A 17,352-nucleotide genomic window follows, 5' to 3' on the forward strand; every position below is an offset into this window, starting at 1 on the left:
GCTCAGGTGGTGCGCGGATCGGCATCGACGCCGACCAGCATCCGTGGATGGATCCAGATCCGCCACAACACCGCGGCGGCCAGCAGTTTCAGTGCGCACGGCAGCAGGCTGTAGGCGCCGGTCAATGCAACCAGCGCCTGCGCATCGTTGCTGCCCGGCGCGTAGCCGAAGGCCTGCAGCAGCGGCAGCGCGAGACCGGCTGCCAGCGCGAGGTTCAGCTTGATCGCGAAGTTCCACCAGCCGAAATAGGCGCCTTCGGCACGGTCGCCGTGGCCGGCGTGCCGGATCACGCCGGCCAGCATCGCGCCCGGCAATGTCAGATCGGCGCCGAGCGCCAGGCCGCTGCCGATGCAGACGATGGTGTAGGCGACGACATCGCCGGCGCCGAGCGTCGCCGCCCACGAAAAGGCGACGATCGCCAGCAGCATGCTCGCCAGCCAGCTGCGGGCGAGGCCGAAGCGGCGGACCATACGCACCCACAGCGGAATCGACAATCCGCCGGCGGCGAAATAACTGGCCAGGAACAGCGGCTCGAAGGCCGGCGCCTGCAGCCGGTCGCGGATGAAAAACAGCACCAGCGTCGCCGGGATCGCGCTGGCGATGCCGTTCAACAGGAAGATCGCAAGCAGGCGCCGGAACGCCGGGTTCGCGAATGGCAGGCCAAGGCGCGGCGCCGCGTCGGCCGACAGCAAGGGTCCGGATCGCGGCTGCGGTGCACGCAAAAGGCCGATCATGCCGGCGCCGATCAGCAGCGCGAAGACGATGCTGGTCGTGCCGAGCCCGGCCAGCGCCGGCAACACGCTGGCGATCAGCACACCGGCCAGCGCCGGTGCCTCGCGCCAGGCGACGATGCGGGCGCGCTGCGTCTCGTCGCCGCCGAGGCGCGCGCCCCATGACTGGTGGACGACGCTGACGATGCTGAAGGCGAGATAGGTCAGCGCCAGCACCACCGCGCACCAGACGAGCAATCCGGCGTTGCCGTCGCGCAGCACCGCGGGCGGAAAAAACAAGGCGGCAAAACCGGCCGACATCACTGCGGCGGCCGCGGTCGCGACCGTCCAGGCCGAATTCGCGCTGCGCGTGAACAGGCGGTCGACCCAGCGCCCGATCAGCGGATCGGCAAAGGCGTCGAGCAGCCGGGCAGCGAGCAGCACCGCGCCAAGCCAGGCCAGCGGCACGCCGAATACCTCGGCATAGTGGTTGGGCAGCACCACATACAGCGGCAACGCAACAAACGCCAGCGGCAGGCCGAGCCCGCCGTAGGCGAGCCCGGCCCATCGCCCGGCAATCGGGTCGGCGGAGCGTCGGGCCGGATCGGGCGTTGTCGACATCAGCTGCGGCCGATCAGGCTGCTGCGCAGCCCGGGTTCGGAGGTGCGCGGCGACAGCCAGATGCCGAAAAACAGCCGCGTGAACTGTGCATCCCGCAGCGCGCCGATCGGCTTGCCGTTCAGGTAGAAACGCGTCGAATCGCCGGGCAATGCGATGCCGGTGATGCGGTCGCCCGGCTTGACGTCGGGAAGGATTCTGGCCAGCTCGTCGCGCCAGGCGAGCGCGCGGCCATCGTCGATCGGCGCCAGATTCTTCATCTCGACCAGCGAACGCTCGGCGATCGCGCTGCCGTCGAAGCTGCGCGCATATTCGAGCTCCAGCGCCAGTGCGCTGCGGTCATAGGCGTCGGCGCGAAAGCCGGCGCCGACCCACAGCCGCGCATCGTAGACATGCAGGCCGAAAAAGCGCAGCCGGCCGCTGCCCTGCAGCCGCGCCTGCGCGAGGTGTTCAACCACCTCCTGTGGTGGACTGCCTCCAAATGCGTAGGCCGGCCGCGCGAGCAGCAGCAGCGGTGCCGTCGCAGCGGCCAGCAGCAGCCGGCGTCGTTGCCGCGCTGGCAACGCGATGCGCGGTGTCGGCTCCAGACTCATGCCCGCTGCAGCGTGAACTGCATCACGCTGGTATTGCGCATCGCAAACGCCGCCTCGCAATAGACCAGGTAGAACTCCCAGATCCGCATGAAGCGGCGGTCGAAGCCGAGCCGCTGCACCTCGGCGTCGCGCTGCTGGAAGGCGACCCGCCAGCGTTTCAGCGTCAGCGCATAGTCCTGGCCGAAATCGAGTTCGTTGACGACCTTCAGGCCGGCGCGTTCGGCAGCGCGGCGGAATTCACTCGGGCTCGGCAGCAGCCCGCCGGGGAAGATGTACTGCTGGATGAAATCGGTCGAGTCGACATAGCGGTCGAACAGGTCGTCGCGGATCGTGATGCTCTGGATGCAGGCCTTGCCGCCCGGCTTCAGCTGCCGGTTGATCGTCTCGAAGAAGCTCGGCCAATATTCGCGGCCGACCGCTTCGAACATCTCGATCGACGCGATGGCGTCGTAAGGACCGTCGTCGATATCGCGGTAATCCTGGTAGCGCAGGTCGCCCTGCAGCCCGGCGTCGCGCAGCCGCCCGGTGGCCCATTGCAATTGCTCGCTCGACAGCGTGACGCCGCTGACGCTGGCGCCGAACTCGGCGGCCGCACATTCGGCCAGTGCGCCCCAGCCGCAGCCGATTTCGAGCAGCCGCTTGCCGGGGCCGACGCCGGCTTCGCGCAGCGCCCGCCGCATCTTCGCCCGCTGCGCATCGGCCAGCGGCTGTGACTGATCGCCGTCGAACCAGCCGCTGCTGTAGTTCATCGTCGGATCGAGCCACAGGCGATAGAACTCGTTGCCGAGGTCGTAGTGGGCGTGGATATTCTTCTTGCTGCCGCGCCGCGAATTGCGGTTGAACAGATGCTTCAGCCGGTACAGCAGCGAACCCCACCAGGTGCCATAGACGACCGTCTCGAGCTGGTCCCGGTTGCCGACGAACAGCGTCAGCAGCGCCGGCAGGTCCGGAGTGCTCCAGTCGCCGTCGATGTAGGTCTCGGCCAGGCCGATGTCGCCCGATTTCATCACCGCGGTGCAGACATTCCAGTTGTGCAGCCGGATCGCCGCATTCGGCGCGCCGTCGGCCGGCGTGCCGAACGACATCGTGTTGCCGTCGGGCAGGTGGACGCTCATGTGGCCGTTGCGCACTTGCTTCAGCAGGCCGAAGACGGCGCGCGCAGCCGGCGGTGCCGTTGGCGGCAGGTCGACGTACGGCAGGCGGGGATGGGTGCTTGATTGAATGTTCATCGGGAATCGGCTCGGATCAACGGGATACGAAATTGGCCGGCAGGTCGGGTTTGCGGACAAACGGAATGCGCTTCAGCCACAGGCGCAGCGCCTGCCAGTGGATGTGGACGATCACGCCCAGCGTCATCCAAGGTACGCTGAAGAAGGCGTGACGGATGCGCGCAGCACTCAGCGGCGCGAGTTCGCCGCTGACGCTGGTCAGCAGCAGCGGGCCGTCGGCGTCGACATGGTCGATGCGCGCCACGGTGCGGTGGCCGTGTCGTTGCTGCGACTCGGCGCCAGCGAGATCGGTGCGCATGAAGCGGAAGCGGTAGCTGCCATCGATCCGGCAGAACGGCGAGACATGGAAGACCTTGTCCGCCTGCAGCTCGCGGCCGTAGCCGATCGGCGCACCGGAGCGGCCATCGAGCAGGTAGCAGTGGCGCTCGCCGAAGGTGTTGTTGACTTCGACGACGATCGCCGCCAATGTGCCGTCGGCGCGGTGGCAGTACCAGAAGCTGACCGGCTTGAACACCAGCCCGAGCACACGCGGATAACAGTGCAGCCAGATTTCGCCATCGGCATCGCTGACACCTTCGTGTTGCAGCAGCTCGGTCAGCCATTGCAGGCTGTCGGCGCGGCCGTCGCCATGGTCACGGTCGTGGAACGACAGCAGTCCGAAGCGGTTGCGGCGCAACGCCGGCGCGGGTTGCTCGGCGAGGCTGCGCATCGGCAGCATCAGGAAATAGGTCGGGTAGGCGAAACGATGGGCCACCGGGCGCAGCCGCGCATGGCGGACCACGCCGATGCCGAGCTGCGCTTCGGCGGCGTGGCGGGCCGTAGCGTTGCGCAGCGTCGTCACGCCGCCTCCCGCTCGATACCGGAGTGCAGTTGCTGCAGCAGCCCGTCGACGACGCCGAGCCCGGACATCAGGCCGTCCTCGTGGAAGCCGTAGCGCGTCCAGGCGCCGCAATACCAGGTGCGGGCGATGCCCTGGATTTCCGGCACCCGGCGCTGCGCCGCGATCGCGGCCTGGTCGAATACCGGATGGGCATAGTCGAAGCTGCCCTGCACGAGGTCGCTGCGCGGTTCGCGCAGTGGATTCAGCGAAACCAGCACCGGCTGCTCGAACGGCAGCGGCTGCAGGCGGTTGATCAGGTAGTGCAGACAGACCGCGCCGTCGCCGCGACCGGCCACGTGTTCATAGTTCCACGCCGCCCAGGCGCGACGGCGATTCGGCAAAAGCGAAAAATCGGTGTGCAAAACCGCGCGGTTCGGGTGGTAGCGGATCGCGCCGAGCACCGATTGCTCGCGCTCGGTCGGATCGGCGAGCATCGCCAGCGACTGGTCGCTGTGGCAGGCCAGCACGACATCGTCGAAGCGTTCGCTGCCGTGGTCGGTCGCGAGCAAGACGCCGCCGCTGCCGAACCCGCCGGCACCGGGCAGGCGGCGGATGGCGCGCACTGGCGTATTCAGCCGCGCATCGTCGATCACCGCGAGCATGCGTTCGACATAGTTGCGCGCGCCACCACGCACCGTGAACCAGCGCGGCCGATTTGCGATCTGCAGCAGGCCATGGTTGTGGCAGAAGCGGATCATCGTCGCGACCGGGAAGCGCAGCATCTGCTCGGTCGGGCATGACCAGATGCAGCCGATCATCGGCAGGAAATACCAGCTGCGGAATTCGCTGCCGAAGCGATGCTGGTCGAGAAAATCGCCGATCGGTTGCTGCAGCGCGGCTTCTTCACAAGCGTCGGCGAGCCCGGTGCACAGCCGGTTGAAGCGAACCACTTCGCCGAGCATGCGCAGGAAGGCCGGGCGCAGCAGGTTGCGGCGCTGCGCAAACACGGTGTCCAGGTTCGATCCGCTCCACTCCAGGTCGGCGTCCGGCAGCTTGACCGAAAACGACATCTCCGATTCGGCAGTCTCGACCTGCAGCTTCGCGAACAAGTCGATCAGCCGCGGGTAGGTCCGCTCATTGAAGACCAGAAAACCGGTATCGACGCCATGCCGGCGCCGGCCATCGGGGGTGTCGACCTCGACATCGACGGTGTGGGTGTGGCCACCGAAATAGTCGCCGGCCTCGAACAGCGTGACCTGTGCGAGTTCCGGGTGGGCAGCAAGGTGGTAGGCGACCGACAAGCCGGAGATGCCGGAACCGACGACGGCGATGCGGCGCATCGCTCAGCCCCCGACCGCAGCGCCGGCAAGGCGGGCGTTCTGCCCGCCTTGCGGCTGCATACAAGCTGTTGCACAGCGCCCCGCAGCGAACGAGGGAGGGAGGGAGGAGGAGGAGAAGCGCTGCGGGATTTCAGCCCGGCGAACCGTCAGGCTGTGCAACAGAAAAACCGTTGAACCGATCGGCGCTTGTTGCGCACTGCGTCGACCGACGCCTGTTTCGATGACTCGCGCGGCCGCGAGTTCCGGCCCGGCCCTGTCTGCGGCGGCCGTTTTACAAATTTTTGCGATCGACGGGATACGGTGCATGATGGCTCTGAAACGAATCGATTCGTTCGATTTGCGACTAATGAGTTTGCAATGTAACCCATCGGTATGATGCTCGACTCGAAAAACCATGCGGCAGCCATGGTCGTACTGTCCAGCTCCCCGCCGGCCGAGGGGCCTCTGTGCTCGCCCTATATTGATGTCTGTCATGGACGAATCCCAGTTTTCCGACCTTTGCCCGCCCGCCGGCCCGTTGCCACCGGGTGGTGCCAGCCTATGAACCTGGACGAAAGCAACTGGTACTCGATTGCCGCGGTAGAGCGCGATACCGGCCTCGGCAAGGACACGCTGCGGGTCTGGGAGCGCCGTTACGGCTTCCCGGCCCCGCGGCGCGATGCCGTCGGCGAGCGTTGTTATTCGCCCGAGCAGGTCGAAAAGCTGCGCATCATCAAGCGCCTGCTCGACGCCGGCCACCGCCCGGGTCACCTGGTCGCGCTCGAAGTCGACGAGTTGCACGGGCTGACCGCTGTCACGAAGTCGGCGCCGAAAAAGCCGCCGCCAGCCGATCCGGAGTTGCGCGCGGAGCTGCATGCCATCGTCGATTTGCTGCAAACGCACCAGATCGCCGCCGTGCGCCGCAGCCTGTCGCGGCTGCAGATGCGAATGGGGCTGGCCGCATTCATCAGCGACGCCCTGGTGCCGCTCAACACGATGGTGGGTGATGCGTGGATGCGTGGCGGGCTCGAGATCTACGGAGAACATGCGTTTTCCGAGGTGCAGCAGATCGTGCTGCGCCAGGCATTGGCCGGCCTAGTCGACCCCGGCATCGCCAGGCCACGCGTATTGCTCAGCACCTTCCCCGGCGAGCCGCATGGTCTGGGGCTGCTGCTTGCCGAGGCGGTCTTCGCGATCGACGGTGCGCAGTGCCTGTCGCTTGGTCCGCAGACGCCGATCTGGGACATCGTGCTGGCGGCTCAGGCTTACCGCAGCGACATCGTCGCGCTCGGTTTTACCGCCTGCCTGAATCCCAACCTGATCGTCGACGGGCTGACCGAGTTGCGCAGCAAGTTGCCCCCCGAGGTCGCGGTCTGGGTGGGCGGCTCGGCGCCGGTGCTGTTTCGCCGGCCGATCGCCGGCGTCACCGCATTACGGGAACTTGGCGCGATTCATGGCAGTCTGCTTGACTGGCATCGCAACCGCAGCTGATCGCAACGCCTTGCCGTACCGGATCCGCCGCGGCCCTGGCCATGCCGCAGCAGCGTGCTTGTCGCGCACCGATCGTTAGAATGGCCCGCAACCGAGGTCTTGCCATGTTATATCCAGAACTTTTCAAGCAACTCGAAGCGGTCCGTTGGTCGATGGACACCGACATACCGTGGGACCAGTTCGACGCCAGCGCGCTGACCGAAGAGCAGGCGCAGACGATCAAGATGAATGCGATCACCGAGTGGGCGGCGTTGCCGGCCACCGAGATGTTCCTGCGTGACAACCGTGACGACAGCGATTTTTCCGCCTTCATGAGCGTCTGGTTCTTCGAGGAACAGAAACACTCGCTGGTGCTGATGGAGTATCTGCGCCGCTTCCGGCCGGAACTGGTGCCGACCGAAGCCGAGCTGCACGAAGTGCGTTTCGAATTCGATCCGGCGCCGGCACTCGAAACACTGATGCTGCACTTCTGCGGCGAGATCCGGCTGAACCACTGGTATCGGCGCGCTGCCGAATGGCATACCGAACCGGTGATCAAGGCGATCTACCAGACGCTGGCGCGCGACGAGGCCCGCCATGGCGGCGCCTACCTGCGCTACATGAAACGTGCGCTGCAGAAATTCGGCGACGAGGCGCGCGCGGCATTCGCGAAGGTCGGCGTGCTGATGGCCAGTGCGCGGCGCACGGCGCAGGCGCTGCATCCGACCAACCTGCACGTCAACGTCAACCTGTTTCCGCGCGATACCGTGCAGAGCCGGTTGCCCGAGCCGGCCTGGCTCGAGGAATGGCTGGACAAGCAGATCCAGTTCGATGCGGTGTGGGAAAAGAAGGTTGTCGACCGCATCCTGCACAACCTCAGCCTGCTGATGGAGCGCAGTTTTGCCAGCGTCCAGGAGCTGAACCGCTTCCGCAAGGAAATGGCGGCATCGGTGCTCGCGGCGTCGGCGGCAAAAGGCGAACCGCGGCCGGCCTGATTCGTGATCGACCGCGGCCGGGCCGCGGTCATCGGGACCCGCCGGCGGGCGCTGATCGCGCCGGCGCGCCGCCGCTCAAGGGGCCGAAGCCATCACCTGTGCGACCGCGGCGGTCAGCTTCTTGCCATACGGCACGTGCAGGAATTCATTCGGGCCGTGTGCATTGCTCTTCGGGCCGAGCACGCCGCAGACCATCATCTGCGCAGCCGGGAACAGGCGCTGCAGCATGTTCATCAGCGGGATCGTCCCGCCCTGGCCGATATAGCCGCAGTTCGCGCCGTAGTGGGCCTGTGAAGCCGCATTCAGCGCCTGCTCGAGCCAGGGCGCCAGTGCCGGCGCATTCCAGCCGGTTGCACCCGCCGCGCCGACCCGACCGTCGGCATTGAAGGTGACACGCGCGTTGTACGGCGCGTTGTCCTCGAGCAGCGTCTTCAGCCGCGCTGCCGCCTCGTTGCCGTCGATCAGCGGCGGCAGCCGCAGGCTCAGCTTGAACGCGGTGTAGGGCCGCAGCACATTGCCGGCATTTTTCAGCTCGGGGAAACCGTCGACGCCGGTCACGCTCAGCGTCGGCCGCCAGGTGCGGTTCAGCAACGCCTCCATCGGATCGGTCGTCGTCGGCAGCGATGGGCCGCCATCGGCGCCGCAGGCCCACGGAAAACGTTTCCAGACCTCGTCGCCGAGGATGGCCGCGGTCGCGCGCGCCTGTTCGACCCGGTCGGCCGGGATCTCGCAATGAAAACTTTCCGGCAGCAGCCGGCCGCTCTTCGAATCCTCGAGCCGGTCGAGCACCTGGCGCAGGATGCGAAAACTCGACGGCACCAGGCCGCTGGCATCGCCGGAGTGCACGCCTTCGCTGAGGATCTCGACCTTCAGCGTGCCGCTGACCATGCCGCGCAGGCTGGTCGTCAGCCACAGCTGGTCGTAGTTGCCGGCGCCGCTGTCGAGGCAGACGACGAGTTCGACATGGCCGAGCCGGGGTTTCAGCGCATCGACATAGGCCGGCAGATCGAACGAGCCGCTTTCCTCGCAGCTTTCGATCAGGCCGACGCAGCGTGGCCGCGGAATGCCTTGCAGGTCGAGTGCCTTGATCGCGGTCACCGCGGCATAGACTGCATAACCGTCGTCGGCGCCGCCGCGGCCGTACAGCCGGCCGTCTTCCAGCTTCGGCGTCCACGGGCCGAGGTCGTTGCGCCAGCCGGTGAACTCGGGCTGCTTGTCGAGGTGGCCGTACAGGCAGATCGTCGGCGCGCCGGCATCGTTGCCGCCGGCGCGGGTCGCCGGCACCTCGAAAAAGATCACCGGCGTGCGGCCTTCGATGCGCACCACCTCGAGTTTCAGGCCGGCCACCTGCTGCCGTTCGACCCAGGCTGCGGCATCGCGCACAACCCGGTCGATGTGCCCGTTTTTCTGCCAATCGGCATCGAACATCGGGCTTTTCGCCGGGATCGCGATGTAGTCGGTCAGCGCCGGGACGATCTGCTCGTCCCAGGTACGGTCGGCAAATTCGGCAATCGCCGACAGTTCATCCGGTTGCACCGGCAGCAGCGGGTCGCGTGCGTTCATTCTGGAGCTCCTTCAAGCAAGCCGCCAGTGTAGAACTTCAGCGGCTTGCGGTGGCCGCCGGGGCCGATGTCGAAGCGGCATTTCCGGCCGCTTCATTCCAGCCGCCGCCGAGCACCTTGTACAGCAGCACCTGGTTCTGCAGCCGCTGCGCGCGCACCTGCACCAGCGCCTGTTCGGCGGCAAATACCGCGCGCTGCGCATCGAGCACGTCGAGGTAGCTCGCGACGCCGTTGCGGTAACGCAGGTCGGCGAGCCGGAAGCGGGCCTGCTCGGCCTGCGCCTGCGCTGCCTGCGCGCGCAGTTGCTCGGCCAGCGTGGCCTGGCCGGCCAGCGCATCGGAGACCTCGCGGAACGCGGCCTGGATCGACTTTTCGTACTGCGCCAGCGCGATGTCGCGTGCGGCGGTGGCCGCCTGCAGATTGGCCTGGTTGCGGCCGGCGTCGAAGATTGGCAGCAGCAGCTGCGGCGCCAGCGTCCACGCGAAACTGCCGCCGCTGAACAGTGCCGACAGCTCCCGGCTCGCCAGACCGGCGCCTGCGGTCAGCGAGATGCGCGGGAAGAATGCCGCCCGCGCCGCACCGATATTGGCATTCGCGGCGATCAGCTGCTGCTCGGCCTGGCGGATGTCGGGACGGCGCGTCAGCAGCTCCGACGGCAGACCGGCCGGCAGTTCGGGCAGCGGGTCGGCGATCTCGGCGAGCGGCCGCAGCGCCGGCAGCTCGGCCGGCAGCGGGCGGCCAACGAGCAGCACCAGCGCATGCTGGTCGAGCGCCTGTTGCCGGGTCTGCTGCGCGAGCGCGACGCGCGCCGCCTCGAGCAGCGACTGCGCCTGCCGCAGGTCGAGTTCGGAGCTGGCACCGTGGTCGAACTTCAGCTGCGTCAGCTGCAGCGACTCTTCGCGGGTGCGCAAGGTGCGCCGCGTCACCTCGAGCAACGCGGCGTCGGCCTGCAGCGCCAGGTGGGTCTGCGCAATGGCCGCGATCAGCCCGATCTGCACCGCCTTGCGTGCTTCGGCAACGCCCTGCAATTGCGCCTCGGCAGCGTCGCCGAGGCTGCGCACGCGGCCGAAAAAGTCGGCCTCGTACGCGGTGATCTGCAGGCCGGCGCTGTAGCTGCTGGCGGTCGAGCTTCGGCTCGCGGTGGCCGCCGCATTGATGGTCGGCCACTGGTCGGCGCGGCGCGATTGCAACTGCGCGCGCGCCTGTTCGACTGCGAGCGCGGCGACCCGCAGGTCGCGGTTGCTGTCGAGCGCCAGCCCGATCAGCTGGCGCAGCCGCGGATCGGCAAAAAAGTCCTGCCATGCAAGCTCGGCGGCGGCCACGCTGCCGGCCGGCCGTTGCCCATCGAGCAGCGGATAAACCTCGGCGACCGGCAGCGGCGGACGCTGCAGCGGCGGCGTCAGCGACATGCAACCGGCAAGCAGCAGCGCCGCGGCGGCGGTTGCCGCAGGCCGCAGCATCGGCAGACGGCGCCGCGTCATGCCTGGCCTCCGGCGAGGCTGGTTGCCGAGCCATCCTGCTCATCGTCGGCTCGCGGCGGCGGTGCCTTGAAGAAACGGCGCACGACGACAAAAAAGACCGGCACGAACAGCACCGCGAGCACGGTGGCCGAGATCATCCCGCCCATCACGCCGAGGCCGATTGCGCGCTGCGATGCCGAGCCGGCGCCGGTCGAGATCGCCAGCGGCAAGACGCCGAGGATGAAGGCCATCGAGGTCATCAGGATCGGCCGGAACCGCAGATGCGCGGCTTCGAGCACCGCATCGATCGCCGATTTGCCGCGGGCCTGCAGCTCCTTCGCGAATTCGATGATCAGCACCGCGTTCTTCGACGACAAACCGATGATCGTGACCAGGCCGACCTTGAAATAGACATCGTTGGCCAGCCCACCGAGCATGCTGGCGGTGACGACGCCGAGCACGCCGAGTGGCACGACGAGGATCACCGCAAACGGGATCGACCAGCTCTCGTACAGCGCGGCGAGCGCGAGAAAGACCGCCAGCAGCGAGAAGCCGAGCAGCACGAAGACCTGCGCACCGGCGAGCTTTTCCTCGCGCGACAGCCCGGTCCATTCATAGGCAAAACCGGACGGCAGCTGGCTGGCGAGCCGTTCCATCTCGGCGATCGCATCGCCGCTGCTGGTGCCCGGCGCGGCCTGTCCGGATATCCGCATCGCCGGGTAGCCGTTGTAACGCACCGTCTGCATCGGGCCGGTGACCCAGCGGGTGCTGGCGAAGGCGGAAAACGGCACCGGCTGGCCGCGGTTGTTCAACGCATTGAGCTGCAGCAAATCCTCGGCCTGCATCCGCGCCGGCGCGTCGGCCTGCACGATCACCCGCTGCAGCCGGCCGGCATTCGGAAAGTCGTTGACATAGCTGGAGCCGAGCGAGGTCGCGATCGCCGCGCTGATCGCATCGAATCCGACGCCGAGCGCATTGGCTTTCGCACGGTCGATCTCGAGCTGCAGCTGCGGCGCATCCTCCAGCCCGTCGGGCCGCAGCCCGGTCAGCAGCTTGCTCTGCGACGCCATCCCGAGCAGCTGGTTGCGCGCGGCGAGCAGCGCCTCGCGGCCGTTGCCGCCGCGATCCTGCAGCCGCATCGAGAAGCCGGTGGCGGTGCCGAGTTCGGAAATCGCCGGTGGGCTGAGCGGAAAGATGAACGCGTCCTTGACGCCGCTCAACGCGCCGAAGGTGCGGCGCGCCAGCGCCTGCGCGGTGTGATCGGCGCCGGGCCGCTCCGACCAGTCCTTCAGCGGCACGAAGGCGATCGCGGCATTCTGCCCGCTACCGGCAAAGCTGAAGCCGAGCACGCTGACCATCGCCTTCACCTCGGGCTGCTTCAGGATGAAATTTTCCGCCTGCTTCATCACCTCGAGCGTGCGGTTCTGCGTTGCGCCAGGCGGCAGCTGCACGCTGACGATCATGTAGCCCTGGTCTTCGGCCGGCAGGAACGAGGTCGGCAGCCGCGTATACATCCAGGCGACGGCGCCGATGATCACCAGGTAGATGACCAGGAAGCGGCCGGCGCGTTTCAGAATCCGCGCGAGCAGCCCCTCGTAGCCTTTCGCGGTGCGGCTGAAACCGCGGTTGAACCAGCCAAAGAAGCCGGTCTTTGCATGGTGGTGGCCGGCTTCGACCGGTTTCAGGATGCTGGCACACAGCGCCGGCGTCAGTGACAGCGCCAGAAAGGCCGACAGCGTGATCGCGCTGACCATCACCGCGGCGAACTGGCGGTAGATGTTGCCGACCGAGCCGGAGAAAAACGCCAGCGGCACGAAGACCGAGACCAGCACGACGGTGATGCCGATGATCGCGCCGGAAATCTGCCCCATCGCCTTGCGCGTGGCCGCGCGTGGCGGCAGGCCTTCCTCGCTCATGATGCGCTCGACGTTCTCGACGACGACGATTGCATCGTCGACGACGATGCCGATCACCAGCACCATCGCGAACATCGTCAGCACATTGATCGAGAAACCGAGCGCGAGCAGCACGCCGAAGGTGCCCATCAGCGCAACCGGCACGACGATCGTTGGAATGATCGTGTAGCGGAAGTTCTGCAGGAACAGGAACATCACCAGGAAAACCAGCCCGACCGCCTCGAGCAGTGTCATCACGACCTGGCGGATCGAGATGTCGACGAACAGCGAGCTGTCGAACGGGATCACATAACGCACGCCGGGCGGGAAAAACTGCTGCAGTTCCTCCATCCGCGCCTTCACCGCCTTTGCGGTCGCCAGCGCATTGCCGGTCGGCGACAGCTGCACACCGATGCCTGTCGACGGGTTGCCGTTCAGGCGGGCCGACGTTGCATACGACTGCGCGCCGAGCTCGATCCGGGCGACATCCTTCAGCCGCACCGTCGAACCGTCGGGATTGGCACGCAGCACGACATTGCCGAACTGCTCGACATCGGCGAGCTGGCCGTCGACGACGACGCTGGCAAAGATGGTCTGGCCGGGCAGGTTCGGCAGTTCGCCGATCGTGCCGCTCGACACCGTCGTGTTCTGCGCGCGGATCGCCGCATTGACATCGGCCGCCGACAAGCCGAAGCCGGCGAGCTTGGCAGGCTCGATCCAGATCCGCATCGCGCGTTCGGTGCCGAACAGCTGCGCCTGGCCGACGCCGGGCACTCGCTGCAGTTCGGGCAGCACGGTGCGCGCCGCATAGTCGCCGAGCGCGACCGGCGTGAATGCCGGGTTGTCGGAAGTCAGGATCGTGAACAGCAGAAAGTTGGAGCGCGCCTTGTCGACGCGCACGCCCTGCTGGACCACTGCGCTCGGCAGCCGCGGCGTCGCCCGGCCGAGCCGGTTCTGCACGTCGACCTGCGCGAGGTCCGGGTTGGTGCCCGGCTCGAAACTCAGCGTGATCGATCCCGAACCATTGGCCTGGCTGACCGACTCCATATAAATCAGCCCGGGCGAGCCGTTCATCTCGCGCTCGATGATGCTGATCACGCTGTCTTCCAGCGTCTGCGCGGTCGCGCCCGGGTAAGCGGTCGAGATGACGATCGACGGCGGCGCGACCGATGGGTACTGCGCGATCGGCAGCTGCGTGATCGAGACACCGCCGAGCACGACGATGAACAGCGCAATGACCCACGCGAAGATCGGCCGATCGATGAAGAAGCGTGCCATGCTGCTGCTCCGCTCAGTTCGCGCGAGCGGCCGATGCCGGGCCGCCGGCGGCGACCGCACCCGATGCAGCCGGAGAAGCCGCACTGGCCGGCACGGCGGCAAGCGCTGCGCTTGCGCCCGCGGCAGGCTGCCACGGCACCGGCTTGACCGGTGCGCCCGGCACCATCATCTTCTGGAAGCCGGCAACGACGACGCGTTCGCCGGCCTGCAGCCCGTCGGTGACCAGCCACTGGTTGCCCTGCGCCGACGCGATCTTGATCTGCCGCTGCGTCGGCTTGTTGTCGTCGCCGACGACCAGCACCGTGTCACCGGTGCCGCCGCGCGTCACCGCCTGCTGCGGCAGCAGGATGCCGCCGACCATCTCGGCCTGCTGCAACCTGACCCGGACATACATGCCCGGCAGCAGCAGCCGTTGCGGATTCGGCAGTTCGGCGCGCAACGTGACCTGGCCGGTGGTCGCGTCGACCGTCAGGTCGGTGAACAACAGCCGGCCGGCGTGCGGGTATTCGCTGCCGTCGTCGAGCTTGATGCGGACCGGCACCGCCGTGTCGCCGCCGCCGACCTGTTGCAACTTGCCACTGGCCAGCGCCTTGCGCAGTTGCAGCAGTTCGCTGGTGCTCTGCGTGAAATTGACATACAGCGGATCGATCTGCTGGATCAGCGCCAGCTGCGTCGCTTCGCCTTGCCCGACCAGCGCACCCTCGGTGACCAGCGAGCGGCCGATCCGGCCGGCGATCGGCGCGGTCACGCGCGTAAAACCGAGGTTGATGCGCGCGGTCTTGATCGCCGCGCGCGCGACGGCGCGGTCCGCCTCGGCCTGCTTCTGCGCGGCCACCGCATTGGCATATTCCTGCCGGCTGATCGCATTCGCCTCGACCAGCGGCTTGAAGCGCTCGACCTGCGCGCTGGTCTGGGCAACTGCCGCCTCGGCGCGGGCCTGCTGCGCCAATGCACTGTCGAGCGCCGCGGCATACGGCGACGCATCGATCTCGAACAGCGGCTGGCCGGCCTTCACCTCGCTGCCTTCGCGGAACAAACGCTTTTGCACGATGCCGCTGGCGCGTGCCCGCACCTGCGCGACCCGCGACGCCTCGAGGCGGCCGGGCAACTCGGTGGTCAACGCGACGGTCGTCTTTTCGACGGTCACGACGCTGACTTCGGGCGCCGGCCGCTGCGGTGGCGCGCCGGCGCCAGCGGCGCCGCTGTCGGCTTTGTCGCTGCACGCAGCCAGCAAGCCGGCGATCGCTACGGCGCTGCCGAGCGACCAGACACGTTGCCAACCGAGCCGGCAGGCGCGCGGCCGCGCCGCTGCGTGATTCAAGAATTGGCCGGGTGGGTGCAGTGCCATGCGATGCCTTCAGAAATGCGTCGCCCGTGCCGGCGTCAGCAAGACCGCAGCACGGGTCGAAGGGGGCGGATCGGCCGCTCCGGATACGAAACTGTCGAGCGGGAAAGCCGGAAAACCCGACTTGCCCATCGGCCTGCGAGTATACATACAATGGTGAATGTATGTGGCGGCCACCGCCTCGTTCCGACACCAGACCGATGCCACGCAGAACCAAACAGGATGCCCAGGCGACGCGCGATCACCTGCTCGACACCGCCGAGCTGGTATTCCAGCGGCGCGGCGTTTCGAGCACCTCGCTGAACGAGCTGGCCAGCGCCGCCGGCGTCACGCGCGGTGCGATCTACTGGCATTTCCAGGACAAGGCCGACCTGTTCAACGCGATGCTGAGCCGGGTCACGCTGCCGATGGAGGCTTCGCTCGACTGTTGCAGCGACATCGACGCTGCCGACGTGCTGGCGCAGCTGCGTTCGGCATTTGCCGGCGTCTTCGACAAGGTCGTCAACGACCCGCAGGTGCGCCGTGTCTTCGAGATCGCGATCCACAAGGTCGAGTATGTCGACGAGCTGAGCGGCGTCCGCGATCGCCACCTCGCGGTGCGCAACGGTTGCCTGGACAGCGTCGGCCGGGCGCTGGCGAGCGCTGCCGAGCGCGGCCAGATCGGCAAGCTCGCGGCGCCGCAGTCGGCGGCAATCGGCCTGCATGCACTGATCGACGGGCTGGTGCAGAACTGGATCCTCAATCCTGACGCCTTCGACCTGGAGCAGGTCGGGCTGCAGGCGCTCGATACCTATCTGGCGGGGTTGGCGGCCGCACCGGCGGTCAGCAGCCGCTCCAGGCAGAACTCGCGCACACCGTAAAAATCCTTGATCTGGCGGATCTGCTCGAACACTTCGCCGGACGGCGTTGGCGTGTCGCGGCGCACCGCCAGGATCATCTTGTTCTTGCTCGTATGTTCGAGCGAGACGAATTCGAACACCTGGGTGCGGTAGCCGTGTGCCTCGAGCATCAGCGCGCGCAGGCTGTCGGTGATCATCTCGGCCTGCTGGCCGAGGTGGATGCCGTGTTGCAGCATCGGCCGCAGCAGGCCGGGCGTCTGCATCTGAGGCCGCAGTTCCTTGTGGCAGCACGGTGAGCACAGGATGATTTGCGCGCCAGCGGCGATGCCCTTGTGGATCGCATGATCGGTTGCGGTATCGCAGGCGTGCAGCGCGATCATGATGTCGAGCGCATCGAGCTGGTAGTGCACCACGTCGCCCTGCTCGAAAGCGAGGCCGGGCACGCCGTGGCGGCGGATGCTCGCATTGCACAACTCGACCAGGTCTGCGCGCAGTTCGACGCCGGTGACCGCGGCATCGACATCGAGCGTCTGCTCGAGGTGCGCGGCGACTGCGAAGCTGAGGTAGCCCTTGCCGGCGCCGAAATCCATCACCCGCACCGCCGCATCGCCGCGCCGCCGCTGCGCCAATGGCGACTCGCGCCACGCCGCATCGAGCACCTCGACGAAGCGGTTGATCTGCTTCCACTTGCGCGACAGCGCCGGAACCAGCCGGCCTTCGGCGTCGGTGATGCCGAGGTCGTGCCAGTACGGCGCGGCCAGCGACAACGGCCGCCGCTTGACGCGGTCGTGTGCGCCGCCGCCGGCAGCCTCGCCGGGTGCATCGTCGTTGGCAGCAGGCGCTGCGTCGGCTTGCCGATGCCGGGTCAGGCTGGCGCGGCCTTTCTTGCTGAAACGCAAATCGACCGTCGTGTCGGCCCAGTGCAGACTGGCATGGGCAAACCCCTGGCCGCTGCCGGCGTCGATCAATGCGCTCACTTCGGCAACCGCCGCGTCGGCGTCGAAATTTTTCGTCACGTCGCGCGTCTTGTGCCGGTACAGCAGCGACAGCTGCGAGCGGCCCTTCAACACCACCAGGCGACCGGTCACGCGCTGCAGGTCGGCCGGCGCGCCGCGGTGGTTCGCGAGCACCAGCCGGTCGAGGTCGCCGCGGCTGATGCTGGCCGCAAGCAGCTCGCCGAATTGCTGCAGTTCGGGCGGCACCGCGTCGCCTGCCATCG

At 67.4% G+C, this 17,352-nt stretch carries 14 protein-coding genes; 3 read left to right on the forward strand and 11 right to left on the reverse strand.

Annotated features, from left to right (window positions below):
* Positions 1-2: 2 nt before the first annotated feature.
* The 6 genes from ACNH6H_RS13060 to ACNH6H_RS13085 are packed head-to-tail and all read right to left on the reverse strand — an operon-like array spanning position 3 to position 5,706.
* Positions 3-1,331 (reverse strand): MFS transporter, encoded by a 1,329-nt coding sequence (locus ACNH6H_RS13060; protein ID WP_418318235.1) that lies wholly within the window; start codon positions 1,329-1,331, stop codon positions 3-5.
* Positions 1,331-1,921 (reverse strand): chalcone isomerase family protein, encoded by a 591-nt coding sequence (locus tag ACNH6H_RS13065; protein ID WP_418318237.1) that lies wholly within the window; start codon positions 1,919-1,921, stop codon positions 1,331-1,333. The genes ACNH6H_RS13060 and ACNH6H_RS13065 overlap by 1 nt, the downstream gene beginning before the upstream one ends.
* Positions 1,918-3,150 carry a class I SAM-dependent methyltransferase gene (locus ACNH6H_RS13070; RefSeq protein ID WP_418318238.1) on the reverse strand — a complete coding sequence of 411 codons (1,233 nt, stop codon included), beginning with the start codon at positions 3,148-3,150 and terminating at the stop codon, positions 1,918-1,920. Before ACNH6H_RS13070 ends, ACNH6H_RS13065 begins: the two co-directional genes overlap by 4 nt.
* Before the next feature lie 16 nt (positions 3,151-3,166).
* Entirely contained in the window at positions 3,167-3,982 is an 816-nt protein-coding gene (locus ACNH6H_RS13075; protein WP_418321305.1) for a DUF1365 domain-containing protein, read from the reverse strand.
* Positions 3,983-3,987: 5 nt separating this feature from the next.
* Complete coding sequence (locus ACNH6H_RS13080; protein WP_418318239.1) at positions 3,988-5,310, reverse strand: NAD(P)/FAD-dependent oxidoreductase; 1,323 nt, start codon at positions 5,308-5,310, stop codon at positions 3,988-3,990.
* A 3-nt stretch (positions 5,311-5,313) separates the two neighbouring features.
* Positions 5,314-5,706, reverse strand: a complete 393-nt coding sequence (locus ACNH6H_RS13085) for a hypothetical protein (protein ID WP_418318241.1) — start codon at positions 5,704-5,706, stop codon at positions 5,314-5,316.
* A gap of 144 nt (positions 5,707-5,850) precedes the next feature.
* Here ACNH6H_RS13085 and ACNH6H_RS13090 point away from each other — a divergent pair, with 144 nt between their 5' ends.
* Both ACNH6H_RS13090 and ACNH6H_RS13095 read left to right on the forward strand, forming a co-directional pair.
* The gene (locus tag ACNH6H_RS13090; RefSeq protein ID WP_418318242.1) at positions 5,851-6,780 is read left to right on the forward strand and encodes a MerR family transcriptional regulator; all 930 of its coding nucleotides are present in this window, start codon (positions 5,851-5,853) and stop codon (positions 6,778-6,780) included.
* Between the two features lie 104 nt (positions 6,781-6,884).
* Positions 6,885-7,754 carry a ferritin-like domain-containing protein gene (locus tag ACNH6H_RS13095; RefSeq protein ID WP_418318243.1) on the forward strand — a complete coding sequence of 290 codons (870 nt, stop codon included), beginning with the start codon at positions 6,885-6,887 and terminating at the stop codon, positions 7,752-7,754.
* A 75-nt stretch (positions 7,755-7,829) separates the two neighbouring features.
* On the opposite strand, the gene ACNH6H_RS13100 is transcribed toward ACNH6H_RS13095, so the two are convergent.
* Genes ACNH6H_RS13100 through ACNH6H_RS13115 form a run of 4 tightly spaced genes read right to left on the reverse strand, consistent with a single transcriptional unit; the run spans position 7,830 to position 15,270 of the window.
* Positions 7,830-9,317, reverse strand: a complete 1,488-nt coding sequence (locus ACNH6H_RS13100; RefSeq protein ID WP_418318244.1) for a M20 family metallopeptidase — start codon at positions 9,315-9,317, stop codon at positions 7,830-7,832.
* 37 nt (positions 9,318-9,354) lie between these two features.
* Positions 9,355-10,797 (reverse strand): efflux transporter outer membrane subunit, encoded by a 1,443-nt coding sequence (locus tag ACNH6H_RS13105; RefSeq protein WP_418318245.1) that lies wholly within the window; start codon positions 10,795-10,797, stop codon positions 9,355-9,357.
* Positions 10,794-13,949: an efflux RND transporter permease subunit gene (locus tag ACNH6H_RS13110; RefSeq protein WP_418318247.1), complete on the reverse strand. Its 3,156-nt coding sequence runs from the start codon at positions 13,947-13,949 to the stop codon at positions 10,794-10,796. The genes ACNH6H_RS13105 and ACNH6H_RS13110 overlap by 4 nt, the downstream gene beginning before the upstream one ends.
* A 13-nt stretch (positions 13,950-13,962) precedes the next feature.
* Positions 13,963-15,270, reverse strand: coding sequence for an efflux RND transporter periplasmic adaptor subunit (locus tag ACNH6H_RS13115; RefSeq protein ID WP_418318249.1), 1,308 nt, complete (start codon positions 15,268-15,270; stop codon positions 13,963-13,965).
* Positions 15,271-15,494: 224 nt separating this feature from the next.
* Here ACNH6H_RS13115 and ACNH6H_RS13120 point away from each other — a divergent pair, with 224 nt between their 5' ends.
* On the forward strand, positions 15,495-16,154 hold the full coding sequence (locus ACNH6H_RS13120) for a TetR family transcriptional regulator (RefSeq protein WP_418318251.1): 660 nt from the start codon (positions 15,495-15,497) through the stop codon (positions 16,152-16,154).
* Here the strand turns inward: ACNH6H_RS13120 and ACNH6H_RS13125 are convergent.
* Entirely contained in the window at positions 16,085-17,350 is a 1,266-nt protein-coding gene (locus ACNH6H_RS13125; protein ID WP_418318252.1) for a class I SAM-dependent methyltransferase, read from the reverse strand. The genes ACNH6H_RS13120 and ACNH6H_RS13125 overlap by 70 nt on opposite strands.
* Positions 17,351-17,352 lie beyond the last annotated feature (2 nt).

This window comes from Pseudideonella sakaiensis (assembly GCF_048320135.1).
Classification (GTDB): domain Bacteria; phylum Pseudomonadota; class Gammaproteobacteria; order Burkholderiales; family Burkholderiaceae_C; genus Ideonella_A; species Ideonella_A sakaiensis_A.

Bases quoted from the DNA above. Each gene is read 5' to 3' on its own strand.
- ACNH6H_RS13060 (WP_418318235.1), bottom strand. From the start codon at position 1,331: ATGTCGACAACGCCCGATCCGGCCCGACGCTCCGCCGACCCGATTGCC.
- ACNH6H_RS13065 (WP_418318237.1), bottom strand. From the start codon at position 1,921: ATGAGTCTGGAGCCGACACCGCGCATCGCGTTGCCAGCGCGGCAACGA.
- ACNH6H_RS13070 (WP_418318238.1), bottom strand. From the start codon at position 3,150: ATGAACATTCAATCAAGCACCCATCCCCGCCTGCCGTACGTCGACCTG.
- ACNH6H_RS13080 (WP_418318239.1), bottom strand. From the start codon at position 5,310: ATGCGCCGCATCGCCGTCGTCGGTTCCGGCATCTCCGGCTTGTCGGTC.
- ACNH6H_RS13085 (WP_418318241.1), bottom strand. From the start codon at position 5,706: ATGGTTTTTCGAGTCGAGCATCATACCGATGGGTTACATTGCAAACTC.
- ACNH6H_RS13090 (WP_418318242.1), top strand. From the start codon at position 5,851: ATGAACCTGGACGAAAGCAACTGGTACTCGATTGCCGCGGTAGAGCGC.
- ACNH6H_RS13095 (WP_418318243.1), top strand. From the start codon at position 6,885: ATGTTATATCCAGAACTTTTCAAGCAACTCGAAGCGGTCCGTTGGTCG.
- ACNH6H_RS13100 (WP_418318244.1), bottom strand. From the start codon at position 9,317: ATGAACGCACGCGACCCGCTGCTGCCGGTGCAACCGGATGAACTGTCG.
- ACNH6H_RS13105 (WP_418318245.1), bottom strand. From the start codon at position 10,797: ATGACGCGGCGCCGTCTGCCGATGCTGCGGCCTGCGGCAACCGCCGCC.
- ACNH6H_RS13110 (WP_418318247.1), bottom strand. From the start codon at position 13,949: ATGGCACGCTTCTTCATCGATCGGCCGATCTTCGCGTGGGTCATTGCG.
- ACNH6H_RS13120 (WP_418318251.1), top strand. From the start codon at position 15,495: ATGCCACGCAGAACCAAACAGGATGCCCAGGCGACGCGCGATCACCTG.
- ACNH6H_RS13125 (WP_418318252.1), bottom strand. From the start codon at position 17,350: ATGGCAGGCGACGCGGTGCCGCCCGAACTGCAGCAATTCGGCGAGCTG.